General features: G+C 74.1%; 12 protein-coding genes. 7 read left to right on the forward strand and 5 right to left on the reverse strand.

Annotated elements, in window-relative coordinates; genetic code table 11:
• Positions 1-8: 8 nt before the first annotated feature.
• From ACH34T_RS04535 to ACH34T_RS04565, 7 genes are read left to right on the forward strand one after another with little or no spacing between them, the layout of a single operon-like run.
• Positions 9-1016 carry an ABC transporter substrate-binding protein gene (locus tag ACH34T_RS04535; protein ID WP_395990658.1) on the forward strand — a complete coding sequence of 336 codons (1008 nt, stop codon included), beginning with the start codon at positions 9-11 and terminating at the stop codon, positions 1014-1016.
• A complete protein-coding gene (locus ACH34T_RS04540; RefSeq protein WP_395990659.1) occupies positions 1013-2035 on the forward strand; it encodes a FecCD family ABC transporter permease in 1023 nt (340 codons plus the stop codon). Before ACH34T_RS04535 ends, ACH34T_RS04540 begins: the two co-directional genes overlap by 4 nt.
• Positions 2032-3066 carry a FecCD family ABC transporter permease gene (locus tag ACH34T_RS04545; RefSeq protein WP_395990660.1) on the forward strand — a complete coding sequence of 345 codons (1035 nt, stop codon included), beginning with the start codon at positions 2032-2034 and terminating at the stop codon, positions 3064-3066. Before ACH34T_RS04540 ends, ACH34T_RS04545 begins: the two co-directional genes overlap by 4 nt.
• Positions 3063-3857, forward strand: coding sequence for an ABC transporter ATP-binding protein (locus ACH34T_RS04550; RefSeq protein ID WP_395990661.1), 795 nt, complete (start codon positions 3063-3065; stop codon positions 3855-3857). Before ACH34T_RS04545 ends, ACH34T_RS04550 begins: the two co-directional genes overlap by 4 nt.
• Positions 3854-13675 carry an amino acid adenylation domain-containing protein gene (locus ACH34T_RS04555; RefSeq protein WP_395990662.1) on the forward strand — a complete coding sequence of 3274 codons (9822 nt, stop codon included), beginning with the start codon at positions 3854-3856 and terminating at the stop codon, positions 13673-13675. Before ACH34T_RS04550 ends, ACH34T_RS04555 begins: the two co-directional genes overlap by 4 nt.
• Positions 13672-15084: a DHA2 family efflux MFS transporter permease subunit gene (locus ACH34T_RS04560; RefSeq protein ID WP_395990663.1), complete on the forward strand. Its 1413-nt coding sequence runs from the start codon at positions 13672-13674 to the stop codon at positions 15082-15084. Before ACH34T_RS04555 ends, ACH34T_RS04560 begins: the two co-directional genes overlap by 4 nt.
• On the forward strand, positions 15077-16126 hold the full coding sequence (locus tag ACH34T_RS04565; RefSeq protein WP_395990664.1) for a 3-deoxy-7-phosphoheptulonate synthase: 1050 nt from the start codon (positions 15077-15079) through the stop codon (positions 16124-16126). The genes ACH34T_RS04560 and ACH34T_RS04565 overlap by 8 nt, the downstream gene beginning before the upstream one ends.
• A 131-nt stretch (positions 16127-16257) precedes the next feature.
• Here the strand turns inward: ACH34T_RS04565 and ACH34T_RS04570 are convergent, their stop codons facing one another.
• The 5 genes from ACH34T_RS04570 to ACH34T_RS04590 form a co-directional block, all read right to left on the reverse strand.
• The gene (locus tag ACH34T_RS04570) at positions 16258-16923 is read right to left on the reverse strand and encodes a response regulator (RefSeq protein ID WP_395990665.1); all 666 of its coding nucleotides are present in this window, start codon (positions 16921-16923) and stop codon (positions 16258-16260) included.
• A gap of 27 nt (positions 16924-16950) precedes the next feature.
• Complete coding sequence (locus ACH34T_RS04575; protein ID WP_395990666.1) at positions 16951-17379, reverse strand: pyridoxamine 5'-phosphate oxidase family protein; 429 nt, start codon at positions 17377-17379, stop codon at positions 16951-16953.
• A gap of 38 nt (positions 17380-17417) precedes the next feature.
• Positions 17418-18584, reverse strand: a complete 1167-nt coding sequence (locus ACH34T_RS04580; RefSeq protein ID WP_395990667.1) for a sensor histidine kinase — start codon at positions 18582-18584, stop codon at positions 17418-17420.
• A 93-nt stretch (positions 18585-18677) separates the two neighbouring features.
• A complete protein-coding gene (locus ACH34T_RS04585; protein ID WP_395990668.1) occupies positions 18678-19010 on the reverse strand; it encodes a cupin domain-containing protein in 333 nt (110 codons plus the stop codon).
• 43 nt (positions 19011-19053) lie between these two features.
• Positions 19054-20259 (reverse strand): Ig-like domain-containing protein, encoded by a 1206-nt coding sequence (locus tag ACH34T_RS04590; RefSeq protein ID WP_395990669.1) that lies wholly within the window; start codon positions 20257-20259, stop codon positions 19054-19056.
• Positions 20260-20267 lie beyond the last annotated feature (8 nt).

Genomic DNA, 20267 nt, shown 5'->3' on the forward strand with positions numbered 1-20267 from the left:
GAAAAACCATGCCCGTCTCCACCCGGAGCCCCTCCGCCCGGTTCCGTATCGTCGGCACCCTGGCGCTCGCGGCCGCGCTGGCCGCCGGTTGCGGCTCCAGTGACGCCGGCACCGGCGGCGACGCCGGACCCACCAGGAAGTTCGTCGCCGACAACGGCACCGTCACCATCCCGGCGAAGCCGAAGCGGGTGGTGGCCACCGGTTACGCGGTGCCCGCGCTGCTCGACTCGGGCGCCCCGCTGGTGGGCATCTCCACCTGGCAACGCGGCCTGCCGATGATGGGCGCCGCGGAACGCGAGCGGTACGACGAGATCTCCAAGGTCGCCGGTGAGTCCGCCGCGGAGACCAACTACAACGCGATCGCGAAGGCGGACCCTGATCTGATCGTCATCGGGGTGCCGAAGCCGGCGCTCGTCGACATCAACATGAAGCGCCTGGAGTCCATCGCACCGGTGGTGACGCTCGGCCCGTCGGTGCCCAAGGCGTGGCGGGAACTGTCCCGCAGGCAGGCCGACGCGGCGGGCGCGCTCAAGGGCTTCGACGCCACCCGGACCGCGTACGAGCTGAAGGCCAAGCAGCTGGCCGAGAAGTACAAGTCCGTACTGCCCAGGCTGAAGCTCGGGCACGTCGGCGCCTACGGTGAGGTCGCCAAGGGCACCTTCCAGCGCGAGTTCCACGGTTCGTGGGGCACCAACGTGGCGCAGGACATGGGCGCCAGCTACTACGGCGCGGTCAAGGTCGAGGGCAAGGGCTCCAGGTCCGTCAGCGAGTACCCGTCGATCGAGGAGCTGCCCGACGCTTTCGCGGAGGCCGACGCGATCACCTATTCGCTCAAGGCGGACGGCTCGGTGCCGCCCCCGGTGCAGTCCGTCCTGGACTCGCCGCTGTGGAAGAACCTGCCCGCGGTCAAGGCGGGCAAGGTCTTCCCGCTGCGATACACCGAAGCCGCGACCTACAGGGAGGCGGAGATGACGCTCGACGCCGCCGACAAGGCCTTCGCGCCCCTGCTGAAATGACCGCCACGGCGACTGCTGCCGACAGCACCGGGTCAACGTGGGGTGCGCGGCGGCCGCTTCTGCTGCTCGCCGGGCTCGTCGCGCTGGCCACGGTCATGGTGGTCAGCGTGGGAGTGGGCGCGCGCTTCATCGGGCCGGCCACGGCACTGCACGCGCTGTCCGGGAGCGGGGACCCGAACGACGTCGCCCTGGTCCGCGACATCCGGCTGCCGAGAGGGGTGCTGGCCATCGGGGTCGGTGCCGCGCTCGCCGTGTCCGGGGTGCTGGTGCAGGTGCTGTCGCGCAACCCGCTCGGCGAACCGGGGGTGCTGGGCGTCACCTCGGGCGCCGGGTTCGCGATCAGCCTCGGGTCCGGCCTCGGGCTCACCGTGAACGCGCTCGGCGAACTGCTGGCGGCCGTGGCCGGCGCGGTGGCGGCGGCCGCGGTGGTCGCCGCGGTGGGCCGGGGTTCACCGCTGCGCATGCTGCTGGCCGGAATGGCTCTCAGCTCCGTGCTGACCGGTCTCACGCTGGGCATGCGGCTGATCTCGCCGACCGTGTTCGACAAGTACCGGTTCTGGTCGATCGGTTCGCTGGCCGGCCGGGAGCAGGCGCCGAACACGTTGCCGCTGCTGGTGATCGCGGTCGCGGTGGCCGCGGCGCTGCTGCTGAGCCGTCAGCTGGCCGCCGTCGCACTGGGCGAGGAGGTGGCGCACACCCTCGGCGTGAACGTGACGCGGGTCCGGCTGGTCACGTTGGTGCTGATCACCGCCTTGGCGGGGGCGGCGACCGCGATCGCCGGTCCCATCCTGTTCGTCGGCCTGATCGTGCCGCACCTGGTGCGCCGGGCCGCGGACGGCTCGGTGCCGTGGCTGATCGGGTTCGCCGCCGTCCTCGGCCCGGTCCTGCTGCTGGCCGCCGACACCGCCGCCCGGGTGCTGCTGACCACCGGTGAGGTGCCGGTGGCCATCATCACGGCCTTCCTCGGCGGACCCGCCCTGATCTGGGCGGTACGGCGGTATGGGGTGGCACGACCGTGAGCGCGACCGGAACCGCCCTGGTGCTGCGCCGGGGCCGCTTCTCAGCCCTGGTGGAACGCCGGACGCTGGTGTTCACGGCCGTGATGCTGGTGCTGCTGCTCGCGCTCGGGTTCACCGCGCTGTGCTACGGCGACGGCTGGACCAGTCCCGCGCGGGTGTTCGCCGCGCTGGGCGGGCAGCGCGGCGGCCCGAACGTGATGATCCGCGAGTGGCAGCTGCCGAGGGTGCTCGCCTCCGTGGTGTTCGGCGCGGCGCTCGGCACCGCGGGCGCCGTCTTCCAGAACGTCACCCGCAACCCGCTGGGCAGCCCGGACGTGATCGGCCTCGACGCGGGCGCCTACACGGGCGCGCTGGTCGCCATCACCGTCCTGTCCGGCACGCCCGCCCGGCTGACCGCCGGTTCCGTGCTGGGCGGCCTCGCCGCCGCGGCCCTGGTGTACCTGCTCGCGATGCGCGGCGGGGTCTCCGGGCTGCGGCTGATCGTGATCGGCATCGCGGTCAACGCCATGCTCACCGCGGTCAACTCGTGGATCGTGCTGCGCGCCGAACTCGAGGTGGCGATCGCCGCCGTCGGCTGGAGCGCGGGCTCGCTCAACGGGCTCGGCTGGGAGCAGGTGCGCATCCCGTTCTGCGTCATCGCGGTGCTCCTCGCCGCGCTGGTGACCCGGGCGCCGGCGCTGCACCAGGCGGCGCTGGGCACCGAGGTCGCGGTCGGAACGGGGGTGCGGACGGAGTCGCTGCAGGTGCAGCTGGTGGTGATCGGGGTCGGCTGCACGGCCACCGTGACCGCCGCCGCCGGGCCGATCGTGTTCGTCGCGCTGGCCGCGCCGCAGATCGGGCGGCGCCTCGCCCGCACCTCCGGCATCGGCCTGCTGCCGGCGGCGCTGACCGGGGCGGTGCTGCTGCAGTCGGCCGACCTGATCGCCCAGCTGCTGCTCTCGCCGGTATCACTGCCGGTCGGCGTCGTCACCACCGCCATCGGCGGGTGCTATCTGATCTGGCTTCTCAGCAAGGAGGTGCGGAGCGGATGACCAGCCGCCTCACCGCACGGGACCTGGCCCTCCGCTACGGCGACCGGGTGGTGTCCACCCGGCTCTCGGTCGACGTCCCGGACGGCGCGCTCACCGCGGTCGTCGGCCCGAACGCGTGCGGAAAGTCGACCATGCTGCGCGCGCTCGTGCGGCTGCTGCGGCCCGCGGAGGGCACGGTGACCTTCGACGGCACCGACATCGGCACCATCGCGGCCAAGCGGTTCGCCCGGTCGGTGGCGTTCCTGCCGCAGGAGCCCTCGGCGCCCGAGGACATCCGGGTGCGCCAGCTCGTCGCGCGGGGCCGGTTCCCGCACCAGTCGCTGTTCAGCGGGTGGTCCGAGGCGGACCAGGAGGCGGTGACCGGGGCGATGGCCGCGGCCGGGATCACCGACCTCGCCGAGCGGCTCGTGCAAGAGCTGTCCGGTGGGCAGCGGCAGCGCGTCTGGGTGGCCATGGTGCTCGCCCAACGGACCCCGTACCTGCTGCTGGACGAACCGACCTCGTTCCTGGACATCACGCACCAGTACCAGCTGCTGGCGCTCCTGAGCCGGCTGCGCGACGAGGGCCGCACGGTGATCGCGGTGCTGCACGACGTCAACCAGGCGTGCCGGTTCGCCGACCACGTGATCGCCATGAGGAACGGCGCGGTGGTCGCCGAGGGCGCACCCGCCGACATCGTGGACGCCGCGCTGATCAAAGAGGTGTTCGACCTGCCGTGCCTGGTCGTGCCGGACCCGGTGACCGGCACGCCGATGGTCGTTCCCACCGTGGATCGAGGGAGCAACGCATGACCGACCTGCCCCTGACCGGCGCGCAGCTGGGCATCTGGCACGCTCAGCGGCTGGAACCGGACTCGCCGTACTACGTGGTCGGTGACGTGGTGGAGATCACCGGCCGCGGGCCCGTCCACGTGGCCGCGCTGACCGAGGCGATCCGGGCGACCACCGAGGAGGCGGAGAGCCTGCGGCTGCGGGTCCGCGACACCCCGGACGGTCCGCGCCAGACGGTGTCCGCCGATCCGGTGCCCGCGCCCCGGGTGATGGACCTGCGCGCCGAGGCGGACCCACCCGCCGCGGCGCGGGCGCGCATCGACGAGTTGCGCTGGCAGGCGGCCGACGAGTGCCGGGGGATGGTGGACCGGCGGCTGTCCGGCCACACCGTGCTCCGCCTGTCCGACACAGAGGTCTGGTACGTCCAGCTCAGCCACCACCTGGTGATCGACGGCTACACCGCGGCCATGCTGAACCGCCGTATCGCCGCGCACTACACGGCCCTGGTACGCGGTGAACCGGTGCCGCCGTGCCCGTTCGCCGCGTTCGCCGACTTAGTCGCCGCGGACGCCGACTACCAGGTGAGCGACCAGCTCACCGAGGACCGGGCGTACTGGACGGACCGGTTCACTCCGCTGCCCGACCTCGGCGACACCGGCCACGCCTCGGGCACACCGGAGCGGACCGTGGCGGCCGGCACGGTGCTGCCCGCGGAGCGGCTGGCCGAGCTGAAGACCTACGCCGAGCGGATCGGGTCGACCTGGGGTGAAGTGCTGATCGCGGGTTACACCGCGTTCCTGCACCGGGTGCTCGGCCACGACGACATGGTGCTCGCGATGCCGTTGATGTGCCGGTTCGGCAGGGCACTGCGCACCCCGGCCATGACAGTGAACGTGCTGCCGCTGCGGGTGCGAGTGCACAAGACCGACACGCTCCCGGAGCTGACCACGCGGGTGGCCGAGGCGTTGCGGGAAATGCGGGCGCACCAGCGCTACCGGGGCGAGAACCTGCCGCGGGACCTCGCGGTGCCGGGCGCCGGGGCGTTGCTGCACGGCCGGGGCGTCAACCTGAAGGCGTTCGACCTCACGCTGGACTTCGCCGGAAGCTCCGGCGACATGCGCAACATCGCCGGTGGCCCGCCGGAGGACCTGGGGCTGAGCGTGCTCCCGACCGCGGGCGGAGGACTCTCCCTGGGGTTCGAGGTGGACGCCCGGACCCACGACCAGGCGGGGGTCGACGCGCGGCTCACCGGGTTGCTGACGCTGCTCGACGCGCTGACCGGGCCGGACGAGCCGACCGTCGGCACCGCGGACCTGGTGCCCGCCGACGCGCGGGCTGCGCTGCTCGGCAGCTGGACGACCCCGGCGGTCCCCGGGCGGCCGGCTCCGGTACCGGACCTGCTCGACGCCCTGCCCGGCGGACGGACGGTGCTGGTGCACGGGGAGCGGCGGGTCACCGCGGGGGAGCTCGCCGACCGGGTGCATCGGCTGGCGCGGCGTCTGCGCGCGCGGGGAGTCGGCGCGAGCGACGTGGTCGCGCTGGAGCTGCCGCGTTCGGTGGAGTTCGTGGTGGCGCTGCTCGCGGTGCTCGACGCCGGGGCGGTGTTCCTGCCCTTGGACGTGGTCCAGCCGGCGCGGCGGACCCGCGAGCTGGTGGCCGAGTCCGGCGCCGCGCTCGTCCTGACCCCCGACGACCTCGCCGAGGACCGCCCCGGATCGGCTCCGGAACCCGTCCCGGATCGACGGCCGGGCGACGGCGGTTACCTGATCTTCACGTCCGGGTCGACCGGGCGGCCCAAAGGGGTGCTGGTCCCCGCGCACGCGCTCGCCGAACTGGTCCACCGGCAGCGGGCGACCACGATCGCCGGAGCCGAGCGCGCGGCCGGCCGGCGGCTGCGTGTCGCGCACACGTACCCGTTCGCCTTCGACTCCGCGCTCGACCAGCTCACATGGCTGCTGTGCGGGCACGAACTGCACCTCTACGACAGCGACACCGCACGTGACGCCGACGCCCTGCTGGCCGCGTTCGCGCGGGACCGCATCGACGTCGTGGACACCACGCCGTCCATGGCCGCTCCGCTGGCGGACCGCGGCCTCCTCGACGGCGCACGGCGCCCGGTCCTGCTGGTCCTCGGCGGCGAGGCGACCCCGCCCGCGCTGTGGCGGCGGGTGCGCGACTCGGGGGTGCCCGCCGTCAACATGTACGGCCCGACCGAGGCCACGGTGGACGCCGCGAGCGCACCGGTCACGGGACCGGCGCCGGTGATCGGGACCGCGGTGCCCGGCACCCGTGCCTACGTGCTGGACGACGCGTTGCGCCCGGTGCCGCCGGGCGCGACCGGCGAACTCTACCTGGCCGGACCGCACCTGGCGCTCGGCTACCTCGGCCGGACCGGCCTCACCGCGGAGCGGTTCGTCGCGGACCCGTTCGGCGCCCCAGGCGACCGCATGTACCGCACCGGCGACCTGGTCCGCTGGCAGCGGGAACTGGAATACCTCGGCAGGCGCGACGACCAGGTGAAGGTGCGCGGCCACCGGATCGAGCTGGGCGAGGTGGAGGCGGCACTCGGCGCGGTCCCCGGTGCCCGCGCGGCCGCGGCGGCGGTGCGCGGCACCCGGTTGGTCGGTTACGTGGTCGGCGACGTCGACGGCGACGCGGCGAGGTCATGGCTCGCCGAGCGGTTGCCCGAGCACCTGGTGCCCTCGGCGGTGGCGGTGCTGGCGTCGCTGCCCGTCACCCCGAACGGCAAGCTGGACCGCGGGGCGTTGCCCGAGCCTTCCCGCACCGGCAGCGGCCGGTCACCGGCCACGGAGCCGGAGAAAGTGCTGTGCGCGGTGATCGGCGAGGTGCTGGACGTGCCCGAGGTCGGCGTGGACGACGACTTCTTCGTCCTCGGCGGCGACAGCATCACCGCGATCGGGGTGAGCGGCAGGCTGCGCGAACACGGCTTCGACCTGCGCCCGCGCGACCTGCTGGCCCGCCGCGACTTCGCGTCCCTCGCGGCCATGGTCCGGCCGCTGCGCGCCGGCCAGGGGACCGGCGAGCCCGACGAGCCGCTCGGCGACGTCCCGGCACCGCCGATCGTGCGGGCGCTGCTGGACGGCAACCCGGACCGCGCGGCCATCGCCGGGTACGCGCAGTGGACCGTGGTCGAGCCGGACCAGGACGTGCCGCTGGACCGGCTTCGCGCGGCCGTGCAGACCCTGCTCGACCACCATGACGCGCTTCGCCTGCGGATCGACCCACTGACCGTGCCGCCGCCCGGCTCCGTCGCCGCGGTCGTCACCGAGGCCGCCTCGGCCGGCGAACCGGCGGACGTCGTCGCGCGCCGGCTGGCGGGCGAGCTCGACCCGGTCGCGGGCGACCTGGTCCGGGTGGCCAGGCTGCGCGGCCGATTGCTGGTCGTGGTGCACCACCTGGCGATCGACGGCGTCTCGTGGCGGGTGCTGCTGCCGGACCTTCGCACGGCGTGCGCAGGTGAGCCGCCGACCCGGGTCACCACCTCGTGGCGGGCCCACGCGCTACGGCTGGCCGAACAGGGCACGGCGGGCACCCGGCGCGGCGAGCTGCCGCACTGGCGGACCGCGCTGCGCCAGGCGCACCTCGGCGGGCGCGGGCTGGACCAGCGCCTCGACACCGTGGCCACGGCCATCGAGACCACCGACGTGGCCTCGGCCGATACGACCGCCGCCTTGCTCACCGCCCTGCCCGCCGCGTACCGCGCGGGGGTGGACGACGTACTGCTGGCCGTGCTCGTGCTCGCGCTGCGGTTGTGGCGCGGGGGCGGCGTGGACGCCGAGACGGTCACGGTGGAACGGCACGGGCGCGAGGGCGAGCACGACGTCGCCCGCACGGTCGGCTGGTTCACCGCGGAGCACCCGGTGCGAGTGCCCGCCGACGCCGTCCGCGCCGACGCGGATCTGACCGACGCGCTGGCCGGTGGACCCGCCGCCGGACGGCTGCTGCGCGCGGCGATGACCGCCGGCGGCGCCGTGCCGGGCGACGGTCTCGGCTACGGCGTCCTGCGCCACCTCGACCCCGAGGTCCGGGGCGTGGAGCTGACCGGGCCGCCGCCGGACGTGCTGCTCAACTACCTGGGCCGGTTCGCGCCCGTACCCGGCTGGCGCCCGGCCGGCGAGAACCCGTTCTCGGTGTGCGAATCCGAGGCCAAAGCACTGGAGCAGGTGCTCGCGGTGAACTGCTTCGTACGCGAGGCCGACCGCCCGCTGCTCGCGGTGGAGTGGACGGCGGCGGGCCGGGTGCTGCCCGCGACCGCGGTCGAGGCGCTGGTCGAGGCGTGGCGCACCGCGCTGGCCGCCTTCACCGAGCATGCCGCACGGGTCGAGCGGGACGGCCCCGCGGCCGAGGTGCTGCCCGCCACCGCGTTGCAGGCCGGGCTCGCGTTCCACACCGCGGTCCGCGACGACACCGACGCCGACGTCTACGTGGTCCAGGCGGTCAGCCACCTGCGCGGCACCCTCGACCCGGATCGGATGCGGGCGGCCGCCACGCGGCTGCTGCGCACCCATCCCGCGTTGCGGGCGTACCTGGAGACCACCGCGTCCGGCGCGGTGGTCCAGGTGATACCCGCGCAGGTGAGGCTGGACTTCCAGGCCGTGACGGCGCGGCCGGAGAAGTTCGCCGAGCACTGCCGGGCCGAGCACCGGCGCCCGTTCGACCCGGGAACGCCGCCCCTGATCCGGTTCATGCTGTGTGCACTCGGCCCGGACGAGCACCGGCTGGTGATCACCATCCACCACGCGCTGCTCGACGGCTGGTCGATGCCGCTGGTCGGCCGCACCCTCCTCGCCATCTACCACGAGCTGAGCGGCGGCCCTGCCGCCCCGGTGGCGCCGCCGCTGGCCGACTACCACCGGGTGCTGGCCACCCGCGACCACGAGGCGGGTCTCGCGGCCTGGCGGGACGCGCTGGCCGGGCTGGAGTCCGGCACCCACCTGGCCCCGGCCGCCGCGAAGTCCGCCGTGCGGCGACCGGAGCGGATCGCGGTCCCGCTCGGCGCCGAGTTCACCGCCCGGCTGCTCGCGTTCGCCCGCGACCGCGGGGTCACCCCGGCCGCGGTGTTCAACACCGTGTGGGGGCTGCTGCTCGGCAGGCTGACCGGCCGGCGGGACGTGGTGTTCGGCTGCCCGGTGTCCGGCCGCCCGGCCGACGTGCCCGAGGTGGCGCGGATGGTCGGCCAGCTCGGCAACACGGTCGTGGTGCGGGTGCGGGCCGCGCCGGGCGAGACCGCCGCCGCCGTGCTGGACCGGGTGCACGCGGAATCCACCGCGCTGACCGAACACCACCACGTCGGGCTTCCCGACGTACAGCGCGCGACCGGGCTCGGTGACCTGTTCGACACCATGCTGGTGATGGAGAACTTCCCGCTCTCCAGCCGCCACCGCGAGACCGTCGCACCGGGCATCGAGCAGACCGGTGTGGACATCGCCGACGCGACGCACTACCCGCTGACCGTGATGGTGCTGCCCGGCGAGGAGTTCACCATCGGGCTCGGCTACCAGCGGCACGCGTTCGACGAGGCGACGGTGCGCGGGTACGGCCGCTGGCTGCGGACGCTCCTGCACGGGCTGGTCGCCGACCCGGACCGCCCGGCGGCGGCGCTGCCGATGCTCGACGCCGGCGAACGCGCCGAGGTGCTGCGGTTCGGGGTCGGCCCGGAACCGGGCAGGCCGGCGGGCGGCGCGCTCGAGGAGTTCGGCACGTGGGTGCGCCGCACCCCGGACGCCGAAGCCGTGGTGTGCCGGGACCGCTCGCTCAGCTACGCCGGACTGGACCGCGCCGCCAACCGGCTGGCCAACGCGCTGCTCGCCGCCGGGGTGCGGCCGCAGGACCCCGTCGCGGTACTGCTGGACCGCGACGTCGAGCTGGTCGTCGCGCTGTTCGGCGTCCTCAAGGCCGGGGCCGTGTACGTGCCGATGGACCCGGAGTACCCGGCGGACCGGCTGGCCTACATGATCGCCGACATCGGGCCGGCCGCCGCGGTGTCCGGGTCGGAGGTCGAGGGGCTGCCCACCGTCGATCCGGCCGGCCTCACCGGTCCGTCCACGTGGGACGCGGACCCGGTCGCCGCGCGCCGCGATGTCACCGGCGACTCGCTGGCCTACGTGATCTACACCTCCGGCACCACCGGCAGGCCCAAGGGCGTCGCGGTGCCGCACCGCGGCGTGCCCAGCCTGGTGGCGTTGCAGGAGGACGTGGTCGGCATCGGCTCCGGCGAGCGCTACCTGCACTTCGCCTCGACCAGTTTCGACGTGGCGTTCTGGCAGTTCATGCTCCCGTTGCTGTCCGGCGGAACCTCGGTGATCGCGCCCGAGGAGGTACGGGTGCCCGGCGGCGAGCTGCTCGACTACGTGCGCCGCCACCGGGTGACCGGGCTGAACCTGCTGCCGTCGTTCCTGGCGGCCATGCCCGACGACGCGACCGTCGACGCGGACGTGTTCTTCGTCGTCGGCGCGGAACGCCTGGCTCCGGCACTGGCCGCCCGCTGGGGTGCCCGCCGCGCACTGTTCAACGCGTACGGCCCCACCGAGGTCACCATCAACTCGGTCACCTGGCGCTACGCGCCGGACGACCCCGGGCCGCTGCCGATCGGGCGGCCCGATCCGATGGTGCGCGCCTACGTGCTGGACGGCGGCCTGCAACCGGTCGGGGTCGGCGTGACCGGCGAGCTGTACCTCGCGGGACCCAAGCTGGCGCGCGGTTACGTCGGCCGCCCCGGGACCACCGCCGAGCGGTTCGTCGCCGACCCGTTCGGCCCCCCGGGGGAACGCATGTACCGCACCGGCGATCTGGCGCGCTGGCGACCCGATGGGAACCTGGTGTTCCTCGGCCGCACGGACCACCAGGTGAAGCTGCGCGGGTTCCGCATCGAGCTGCCCGAGATCGAGACGGTGCTCGGGCGGCACCCGTCGGTGCGGGCCTGCGCGGTCGTGGTGCGCGCGGACCGGCTGGTCGCCTACGTGATCCCGGCGGACAGCGCCGAACCCGACCCGGTGGCGCTGCGCACGCACCTGGCCGCGACGCTGCCCGATCACATGGTGCCGGCCGTCTACGTGCCGCTGGACCGGCTGCCGCTCGGCCCGAGCGGCAAGCTGGACGCCGCGGCGCTGCCCGACCCCGAGCCGCGCACCCGCGCGCCGGCCAGGGAACCGGCGACCGGGACCGAGGCCGCGGTGCTGCGGGTGTTGCGCACCGTGCTCGGCACCGATGACCTCGGCCCGGACGACGGGTTCCTGGAGCACGGCGGGGACAGCATCGCGTCCCTCCGGGTGGCGTCGATGATCCGGCGCACCGGCTTCACCGTCACCGTCCGCGACGTGGTCGAGGGTGCGACGGCCGCCGGGATCGCCGCCCGGGCGGACCGCGCGGACCCCGCGGAAGAGCCCGCCGCGCCGGCGGTCGGCGACGCGCCGCTGACCCCGGTCATGCGGGACCTGCTGCGCATGGCGGGGGCCACCGCCGCCCAGTTCTGCCAGTGGGTGCAGGTGTCGGTACCGCCGGGCGGCGACGAAGCTCGCTGGCGCGCCGCGCTGGACGCGGTGCTGGCCCGCCACGACGTACTGAGGGCGTACCTGGCCGACGATGTGTTGCGCATCCCCGAGCCCGGCACGGTCACCGGCGCCGACGTACTGACCGTGGTGCGCACCGACGATCCGGCGGCGGCGGTCGGCGACCGGCTGGCCACCGCGCGGGCGGCGATCGACCCGTACACCAGTCCCCTGCTGCGCGCGGTCGTGTTCGATGCCGGCCCGGACCGGCCGGCCACGTTGCTGCTGGTCGCGCACCACCTCGTGGTGGACGCGGTGTCGTGGCGGATCCTGCTCGACGATCTGCGCCAGGCGTACGACACCGGGCGGCGACTGGTCCCGCACGGGCAGTCGTTCCTCAGCTGGGCGCACGCGTTGCGGGCCGCCGACCATGCCGGCGAACTGCCGCACTGGCGGCGGGTCGCACAGGCGCCCGTCACGCCGCTGTCGGCGGTTCCCGCCGACCCTGGGCGCGACACCGCGGCCACGGCCCGCCATCACACACTGGCCATGGACCCGGCCACCAGCCACGCGCTGCTGACCACACTGCCCGCCGCCTACCGCACGACGCCGGACACTGTCCTGCTCACCGCGCTGGCCCGCGCGGTGGCCGCTTGGCGCGGCGGCGAGCCGGACCTGCTGGTGGCGCTGGAAGGCCACGGCCGCCCGGCGGAGGCCGACCTCGCGCAGACGGTCGGCTGGTTCACCGCGGTCTATCCGGCCCGGATCACCGCGGCCGGGAAGTCGGCGGCCGACGCGCTGCGCCGGGTCCGCGAACATCTGCGGGCCGCGGGCGACGGCCTCGGTGTGCCCGACGGCCTGGTCCGCCGCCCCGAGATCAGGTGGAACTACCTCGGCCGGTCCGGCCCTTCCACCGGCGGGCCGTGGCAAAGCCCGCCGCACGCGGGGCCGCCGGGGTCGGCGACCGGGGGCGCCGACGGCATGCCGCTGCCGTACCGGTTGATGGTCAGTGCGATGGTCGACGACCGGCTTCGGATCCGATTCACCTGGCCCGCCGCGGTTTTCACCGACACCGAGATCGCCGAACTGGGCGACCACCTGCGCGCGGAGATGGACTCCGCGGTCCGGGACCTGCCCGAGGCCCGGGAGATCGTGCCGCTGGCCCCAGCGCAGGAGCTGATCCTGGGCCCGGCCCGCGGCGCGGCCGACCCGTACCCGGTGCGGGTGGCGTTCACCGTGGCCGGACCGCTGGACGTGCCCGCTCTGCGGGCCGCCGCGGGCGCGCTGCTGCGCAGGCACCCCAACCTGGGCGCGGTGTTCCCCGCCGAGCACGACTTCCAGGTCATTCCGGCCGACCCGCGCCCGGACATCCGCGCCGAGTTCACCGCGGACAGGTTCGATCTGCCGACGGGCCCGCTGTGGCGGCTCACGGTGGTGCCCGAAGGACCGGAGCGGCACCAAGTGGTGCTGACCATCCACCGCCTGCTCTGTGACGCTTGGTCCGCGCCGCGTGTCGCCACCGAGTTGTTCGCGCTGTACGCCGGCAGGCCACTGCCCGAGCCGGTGCCGTTCACCCGCTACTCGCAGTGGCTCGCCACCCGCGACCACGGGCGCGACCTGCGGGCATGGCGGGCCGAACTGGCCGCCCTGCCAGACGGCGGGCACTTCCAGGTCACCGGGGTGGACCCGGCCGAGCCGGTGCTGTTCGACCTCGACGCCGCCGCCGTGGCCCGGCTGACCGAGACCGCCGCCCGCGACGGCGTCACCGCGGACACCGCTCTGCAGGGCGCATGGGCCGCCGTGCTGGCCAACCGGTCCGGGCGCGAGGACGTCCGGTTCGGCGTCATGGTGTCCGGGCGCGGCGCCGACCTGCCCGGGGTCGAGGAGATCATCGGTCCGTTGGCCAACACGGTCCCGGTGCGCGTCCGGCTGACCGGAACGGTCGCCGCCATGCTCGCCGATCTGCAGGCCCGCCGGCAGGCCATGCTTGAGCACCAGCACATCGGACTCACCGAACTGGCGGAACTGACCGGGATCGCCCCGGTGGTGGACAGCCTGGTGGTGTTCGAGAACTCCCCGCCGGTCCCCGAATGGTCGCGCGAACCCGCGCCCGGGCTCACCATCACGGACGTCACGGTGCGCGAGCGAACCCACCACCCGGTGACCGTCACCATAGTGCCCCGTGGGGACGGCGGGTGGTCCGGTGTGCTCGGCCACCAGCGCGGCGTGCTGACCCGCGCGCAGGCGCGGGAGGTCGCCGACCGGCTCGTGGCGGTGCTGCGCACCCTGCCTGACCGGTTCGACGACGACGCAAAAGAACTTCTCCGATGAGCGAGATCGACGCGAAGCTGTGGCGGATCGCGTTCGTGCTGGTGCTCGGCACCTTGATGGCCACCCTGGACAGCACGATCGTGTCGGTCGCGGTCGCCGCGTTCGCCGACCGGTTCAGCGCGTCGGTCGCCGACGTCCAATGGGTGACCACCGCCTACCTGCTGGCCGTGGTCACCGCGGTGCCCGCGTCCGGCTGGCTGGCCGACCGGTTCGGCGGACGCCGCACCTGGCTCGCCGCGGTCGCCGCGTTCCTGGTGGCGTCGCTGCTGTGCGGGCTGGCATGGTCGCTGCCCAGCCTGGTCGTCTTCCGCGTCCTGCAAGGGCTCGCGGGCGGCTTGTTGCCGCCGACCGGGCAGGCGCTGCTGGCCGGTATCGCCGGCCGCGAGCGGATCGGCCGGGTGATCGCGGTGGTCGGGGTGCTGCCGTTGCTGTCCCCGGTGCTCGGGCCGCTGGTCGGCGGCGCGGTGCTGCACGCGGCGGGGTGGCGCTGGATGTTCCTGATCAACGTCCCGATCGGGGTGATCGCGCTCGCGCTCGCGACCCGGCTGGTGCCCGCCGTGCCGCCGACCGCGACCGGTGCCCGGTTCGACTGGCGGGGCGCCGCGCTGCTGTCTCCCGGCCTTGCCGTGCTGGTGTTCGGATTGACCAGGGTCGCGCACGGAAGCCCGGCATGGCAGGTGGTCGCGGCGCTGGTGGCCGGCGTGGCGATGCTCGCCGGATTCACTCTGCACGGCGTCCGGGCCAAGGGCACCCCCCTGGTGGACCCGCTCCTGTTCATCCGGCCGCCGTTCGGCGTCGCGGCACTGGCGCTGCTGGCGTTGGGCGCTTCGGTGTTCGGCACGATGTTCCTGCTTCCGCTGTATTTACAGGGACCCGGCGAACTGTCGGCCTGGCAGACCGGGATACTGCTCGCCCCGCAGGGGGTCGGGGCGGCCGCCGGGACCGTGCTGGTGACCCGGGTCGTGGACACGACGGCTCCGCGCACGCTGGTCCTCGGCGGGATGGCGCTGGTCGCGGCTGGCACGGTCGCGTTCACCCAGCTCGGGCACGGGGTGCCGGACGTGGTGGTCGCCGGTTCCCTCTTCCTGCGCGGGGTGGGCGCGGCCATGATCAGCACCCCGATCATGACGATCGTCTACCGCCGGGTGAGCCGGCCGCGGCTGCCGCGGGCGGCGGTCGCGCTGAACCTGCTCGGCACGCTCGGCGGCTCGATCGGTACGGCGGTGCTCGCCGTCGTCCTGCAAGCGAGGATCACCGCCCGCGCGGACCAGGCGGCGGCGTTCGGCGACGCCTTCTGCTGGGTGCTGGCTCTCGTCGCTCTCGCTGCCATCGCCGCGTCCGGGTTGCCGCGCCAGGTGAGCGCCGGTGACGCGGATCACGAACAGAAAAGGACCACCACGGATGCTTGACCACGACTCGTTCCCCACGCCTGCCGACGTCACCGCCGACACACCGCTCGACCCGGCGATGCGGGCGGCGGTGTCCGCGCACCGCGAGACCATCGCCGACGTGCTCGACCGGCGCGACCCGCGCCTACTGGTGATCGTCGGGCCTTGTTCGGTGCATGACCCGGTGGCCGCGCTGGACTACGCGCGCCGGCTCGCCGACGCCGCCACACGGTTCGCCGACGACCTCGTCGTGGTCCTGCGCGCGTATCTGGAGAAACCGCGCACCGTCGCGGGCTGGGTGGGGCTGCTGCGCGATCCCACGCTGGACGGCGCGGGCGACATCGCCGGCGGCATCCGGGCAGGACGCGCCTTCCTGGTCGACGCCGCCCGTACGGGGCTGCCGCTCGCCTATGAGTTCGTCGACCCGGTTCTCGCGCCGCATGTGGCGGACACGGTCAGCTGGGCCGCGATCGGCGCGCGCACGGTGACCAGCCCGCCGCACCGCCAGCTCGCGTCGTGGCTGCCGATGCCGGTGGGGATGAAGAACACCCTGGGCGGCCGGATCGACCTGGCGATCGACGCCATCCGCGCCGCCGGGCTGCCGCACGTGTTCCCCGGCACCGGCACGGACGGCCGGGTCACCGCGCTGCGCAGCGACGGGAACCCGGCCGTGCACCTGGTGCTGCGCGGTGGCACGGTGCCCAACCATGACGCCGCGTCGGTCGCCGCGGCGGTCAGCGCGCTCGCCGAGGCGGGGCTGCACAGCCGGGTCGTGGTGGACTGCTCGCACGGTAACAGCGGCAAAGACCACGACCGCCAGCCGGTAGTGCTCGCCGATCTCGCCGACCGGATCGGGCGCGGCGACCAGGCGCTCGCCGGGGTGATGCTGGAGTCCTACCTCGCCGACGGCAGGCAGCGCCCAGACGCGCGACCGCTGCGCCCCGACCTGAGCATCACCGACGCGTGCCTCGGCTGGGCCCGGACCGCGCCGCTGCTGGAACAACTGGCCGTCGCCGCGCGCCGGCGAAACGCCCTGGTGTCAAAGGAGCGGATCGGCAGGTGAGCCGGGAGCGCTTTACGATCTTGGCCTGGTCGCTGCGAATCCCGGCAGACCGAGAAACCGGAGTCCACCGACCACACACCCCATCAAAACAAAACACCGCCGCACAGCGGCGGTGTTTTGTCGGACACGGGCTAGTCGTCGAGGGCGGCGTCGTGGACGAGGAGCGCGATCTGCACCCGGTTGTTCAGCTCCAGCTTCGTCAGCAGCCGCGACACGTACGCCTTCACGGTCGCGACGCTGAGCGACAGCTCCGCGCCGATCTCGCTGTTGGTGCGGCCGCGTCCGACGAGGGCGGCGACGGCGCGCTCGCCGTCGCTCAGCCGGTCCAGCAGGTCCCGGGCGCGGGCCTGGCGCGGGTCGGCGCCGGAGCCGGCGACGTAGGACATCATCTTGCGCAGCACCGCCGGCGACATCATCGGCTCGCCCGCGGCGACCTGCCGGATCGCCCGGACGATCTCCGGCGGCGGGGTGTGCTTCAGCAGGAACCCGCTCGCGCCCGCCCGCATCGCCCGCATGATGTGGTCGTCGGTGTCGAACGTCGTCAGGATGATGATCTCCGGGGGCTCGCGGCGGGCGCGGAGCAGCTCGGTCGCGGCGAGGCCGTCGAGCCTGGGCATCCGGATGTCCATCAGGACGACGTCGGGCCGGTGCTGGTTGACGGCCCCGACGACCTCCGCGCCGTCGGCGACGTCCCCCACCACGTCGAGGTCGGCGGCGTTCGACAGCATCATCGACAGGCCGGCCCGGACGAGCGCGTCGTCGTCCACGATCAGGACGCGGATGGGTGGGGAGTCCATCCCGCCACCCTATGGCCCCCCGGCGGCTCACGGCCGGTGCACGCGCCGTCCGCTGACCTCCCGCGCCGCCAGTCGGAACCAGGCGTCGCGCTCCCCGCCCGGCCACGGCTCGACCTGCGCGACCCGCCCGATCTCCGCCTCCGTCAGGGGATGCGCGCCGCCGCGCAGCAGCACGCTCCACCCCTGGCGGCTCGACTCGTCGAACCGGTCGACCTCGAAGGCCGCCCGGACCTCCCCGCCCGCCACGACGGTCAGCAGGCTGCGGTTCAGCCGTCCCGCGACGGACGTGCGGAAGATCACCGCGTCGCCGTCGACGGAGTAGTTCACGGGGACGACCGTGGGCCCCTCGCCGTCGTCGAACGCGACGCGTCCGACGGAGCCGCCGGCGATGAGCCGCAGGCACTCGGCGCGGTCGAGCTCTTCGAGAACGGGCCGGTCGGAGGAGTTCGCTGCCATGGGGTGACCCTTCCCGGCTCGCGGCGCGGCATTCGGATCTAGAGCGGGAGGCGGGCGTGCAGCCGGAACCGGCCGTCGCCGGTGCGGCCGTGCTCCAGCGTGCCGCCGAGCAGCGCGACCCGTTCGGCGAGGCCGACGAGCCCCGCGCCCGCGCCGGGCATGGCGAGCGCGGACGGGCCGGGCGGGACCGCGTTGACGACCTCGATGTCCAGGTCCTCACCGGCGTCGAGGGTGATCCGGACGGCGGCGCCCGGCGCGTGCTTGCGGGCGTTCGTCAGCCCCTCCTGCACGATCCGGAACGCGTGCCGCCCCACCCGGGACGGGACCCGGCCCGGGTCGGGGACGTTCTCGTCCAGCGTGACGCGGCTTCCGGCGCGCCGCGACTCCTGGACGAGCCCGGACACGTCCGCGAGCGTCGGCTGCGGCCGCTCCGGGACGGCGTCCGCGCCGGCGCCGGGCGTGTCGTCGCGCCGCAGCACGCCGATCACCTCGCGCAGGTCCTCCATGGCCTCGTAGGCGCTCTGCCGGATGATCCCGGCGGCCTCGCGCTGCTCGGCGGGCGCGTCCGGGCGGAACTCCAGCGCCCCGGCGTGCACGGCCAGGAGCGAGATGCGGTGCGCGAGCACGTCGTGCATCTCGCGGGCGATCCGCTCGCGCTCCAGCAGCCGCGCCTCCTCGACCCGCAGCCGCTGCTCCGACTCCGCGGACCTGGCCCGCTCCTTCAGCGACTCGATCAGCTGCCGCCGCGACCGGACGAGCATCCCGACGGCGGCCAGCACCGCGTAGCCGAGGACGAACACCAGGGACGACTCCCAGCGCTCCCGCTGGGTCGTCATCGAATCCGTCAGCTGGAACAGGACCAGGACGATCGCCGAGTTCAGCGCGGTGAGGGCCACGGCGGGCAGCCAGCGGCGGTGCACGGCGACGGTGAACAGGCTCATCGCCGTGGCGCCCCACGAGACGGAGTTGGTGACCTCGTAGAACGTCAGGAACAGCGCGACCCAGACCGGCCACCGGCGCCGGAACAGCACCAGCACCAGGAGGCCGGCGCCGCCGAGCACGGCCTCCCGGACGTCGTCGGTCCAGCCGGGCGGCGGCGGGTAGTCCTCCCGGGCGCCCGCCAGCACCAGCAGCCCGATCATCAGGGCGACCGCCGCGACGGTGGCGTCGCGCACCCATTCGCGCGCGGACCTGCGGAGAGTCACGCCGACCACGCTAACCGCCCCCGGCCCGCCCTGCAGTGGCCGCAGGTCGGCTTCCCATCGACTTTGGTATCGGCCCCGGGCGGGCCTTGGCCGTCAGCCGAGCTTGGCGACGGTGAGCAGGACGGCGGCGTCCTCCAGGGCCTCCAGGCTGTGCCGCGCGTCCGGGACGATGAGGAGGTCGCCGGAGATGCCGTCCCAGGCGTGCTCGCCGCTCGCCAGCCGCACCCGGCCGTGCAGGACCATGACCGTCGCCTCGCCCGGGTTCTCGTGCTCGGCCAGCGTCGTGCCCGCCGTCAGCGCGATCAGCGTCTGCCGCAGGACGCGCTCGTGCCCGCCGTAGACGGTCGAGGCGCTGCGCCCGGTGGAGCCGTCCGCGGCGCGTTTCAGATGGTCCCGTACCTGTGCGTCCAGCGAGAGCTTCTGCATGGCCACCAGTGTGCCCGGCTCCGCGGAAAGGACGCGCGGCGGGTCAGTTCAGCGGTGCGGCCGTGACGGGCTTGCCGGTGGCGCTGCCCGCGAGCCAGTCCTGCCAGGACTTCGCCCACGGCGTCGGGCCGTTGCCGAACTGGAGCTGCCGCGTGGTGCCGGTCACCTTCACGACGTCGCCGCGGTTGGAGAAGTCGTAGAACCATTTGGCGTCCCCGGGGGACGCGTTCACGCAGCCGTGGCTGACGTTGGCGTTGCCCTGGGAGTCGGTCGACCACGGCGCCGAGTGCACGAACGTCCCGCTGTAGGTGAGGCGGACGTTGTAGTTCGTCTTGATCCGGTACTCGCCGGGGTTGCCGGTGGTCGCGGAGTCCATGACCATGCGGCCCGCCTTCTCCTGCACGATCATCGTGCCGCTGTAGCTCTCGTGGCCGGGCTTGCCCATGCTGACCTTCATCGTCCGCGCCGTCCTGCCGCCGTCGGTGACGGTCGCGCGGTGCTGCTTGGCGTCGATGGTGGTGATGTGCCGCGCGCCGACGGTGAAGGAGACGCTGCGGTCCTTCATCCCGTACAGGCCCTCGCCGGCCTTCAGGCCCGCCAGGTGCGCGATGACCTTCACCTTCTGCCCGGACGGCCAGTACTCGCGGGGCCGGAAGTCGACCTCCTTGTCGCCGACCCAGTACCAGGCGCCCTCCACCGGCTTGGACATCCGGACCTCGAGGGCCTTCTCCACGGCGACCTTCCCGGCCTTCGTGGTCACCGGCCTGGACAGCAGCAGCTGCACCGGCATGCCGACGCCGACGTTCTCGCCGTCCAGCGGCGACATGCCGCTCTCCAGCTTCTTCCGCGGCGTCAGCGTCGTGAACGTGGACGTCGCCGCGCTTTCCTTGCCGCCCTCGCCCGAACCCTTCGCGGTCACCGTGTACGTCGTGGACGGACGCAGCGTCCACGACGACTTCCACGAGGCGCCGTCCGCGGCGAGCTTCCCCTCGGCCTTGGCGTTCTTCTTGCCGTAGGTGAGGGTGACGCTCGTCAGCCTGCCCTTGCTCGCGGTGACGGTGACGGGCTGGTCGGGCGCGATCTGCTGGGCGCCGGTCGCGGGCGCGATGGCCAGCTTCACCGCGTCCTCGGCCTTGCCGCCTTCGCCGCCCCCGGAGCCGCCGTCGCCCCCGGACGAGCAGCCTGCGGCGGCGATGGCCGCCGCGCCCGCGATCGCCGCGATCGCCGTCCCGGTCCGACCCTTGAGCACCAGAGAAC

The organism is Actinomadura sp. 9N215 (assembly GCF_044326345.1).
Lineage (GTDB): Bacteria > Actinomycetota > Actinomycetes > Streptosporangiales > Streptosporangiaceae > Spirillospora.

Coding starts and splice junctions, on each gene's coding strand:
- ACH34T_RS04535 (WP_395990658.1), top strand. CDS start 9: ATGCCCGTCTCCACCCGGAGCCCCTCCGCCCGGTTCCGTATCGTCGGC.
- ACH34T_RS04540 (WP_395990659.1), top strand. CDS start 1,013: ATGACCGCCACGGCGACTGCTGCCGACAGCACCGGGTCAACGTGGGGT.
- ACH34T_RS04550 (WP_395990661.1), top strand. CDS start 3,063: ATGACCAGCCGCCTCACCGCACGGGACCTGGCCCTCCGCTACGGCGAC.
- ACH34T_RS04555 (WP_395990662.1), top strand. CDS start 3,854: ATGACCGACCTGCCCCTGACCGGCGCGCAGCTGGGCATCTGGCACGCT.
- ACH34T_RS04560 (WP_395990663.1), top strand. CDS start 13,672: ATGAGCGAGATCGACGCGAAGCTGTGGCGGATCGCGTTCGTGCTGGTG.
- ACH34T_RS04565 (WP_395990664.1), top strand. CDS start 15,077: ATGCTTGACCACGACTCGTTCCCCACGCCTGCCGACGTCACCGCCGAC.
- ACH34T_RS04570 (WP_395990665.1), bottom strand. CDS start 16,923: ATGGACTCCCCACCCATCCGCGTCCTGATCGTGGACGACGACGCGCTC.
- ACH34T_RS04575 (WP_395990666.1), bottom strand. CDS start 17,379: ATGGCAGCGAACTCCTCCGACCGGCCCGTTCTCGAAGAGCTCGACCGC.
- ACH34T_RS04585 (WP_395990668.1), bottom strand. CDS start 19,010: ATGCAGAAGCTCTCGCTGGACGCACAGGTACGGGACCATCTGAAACGC.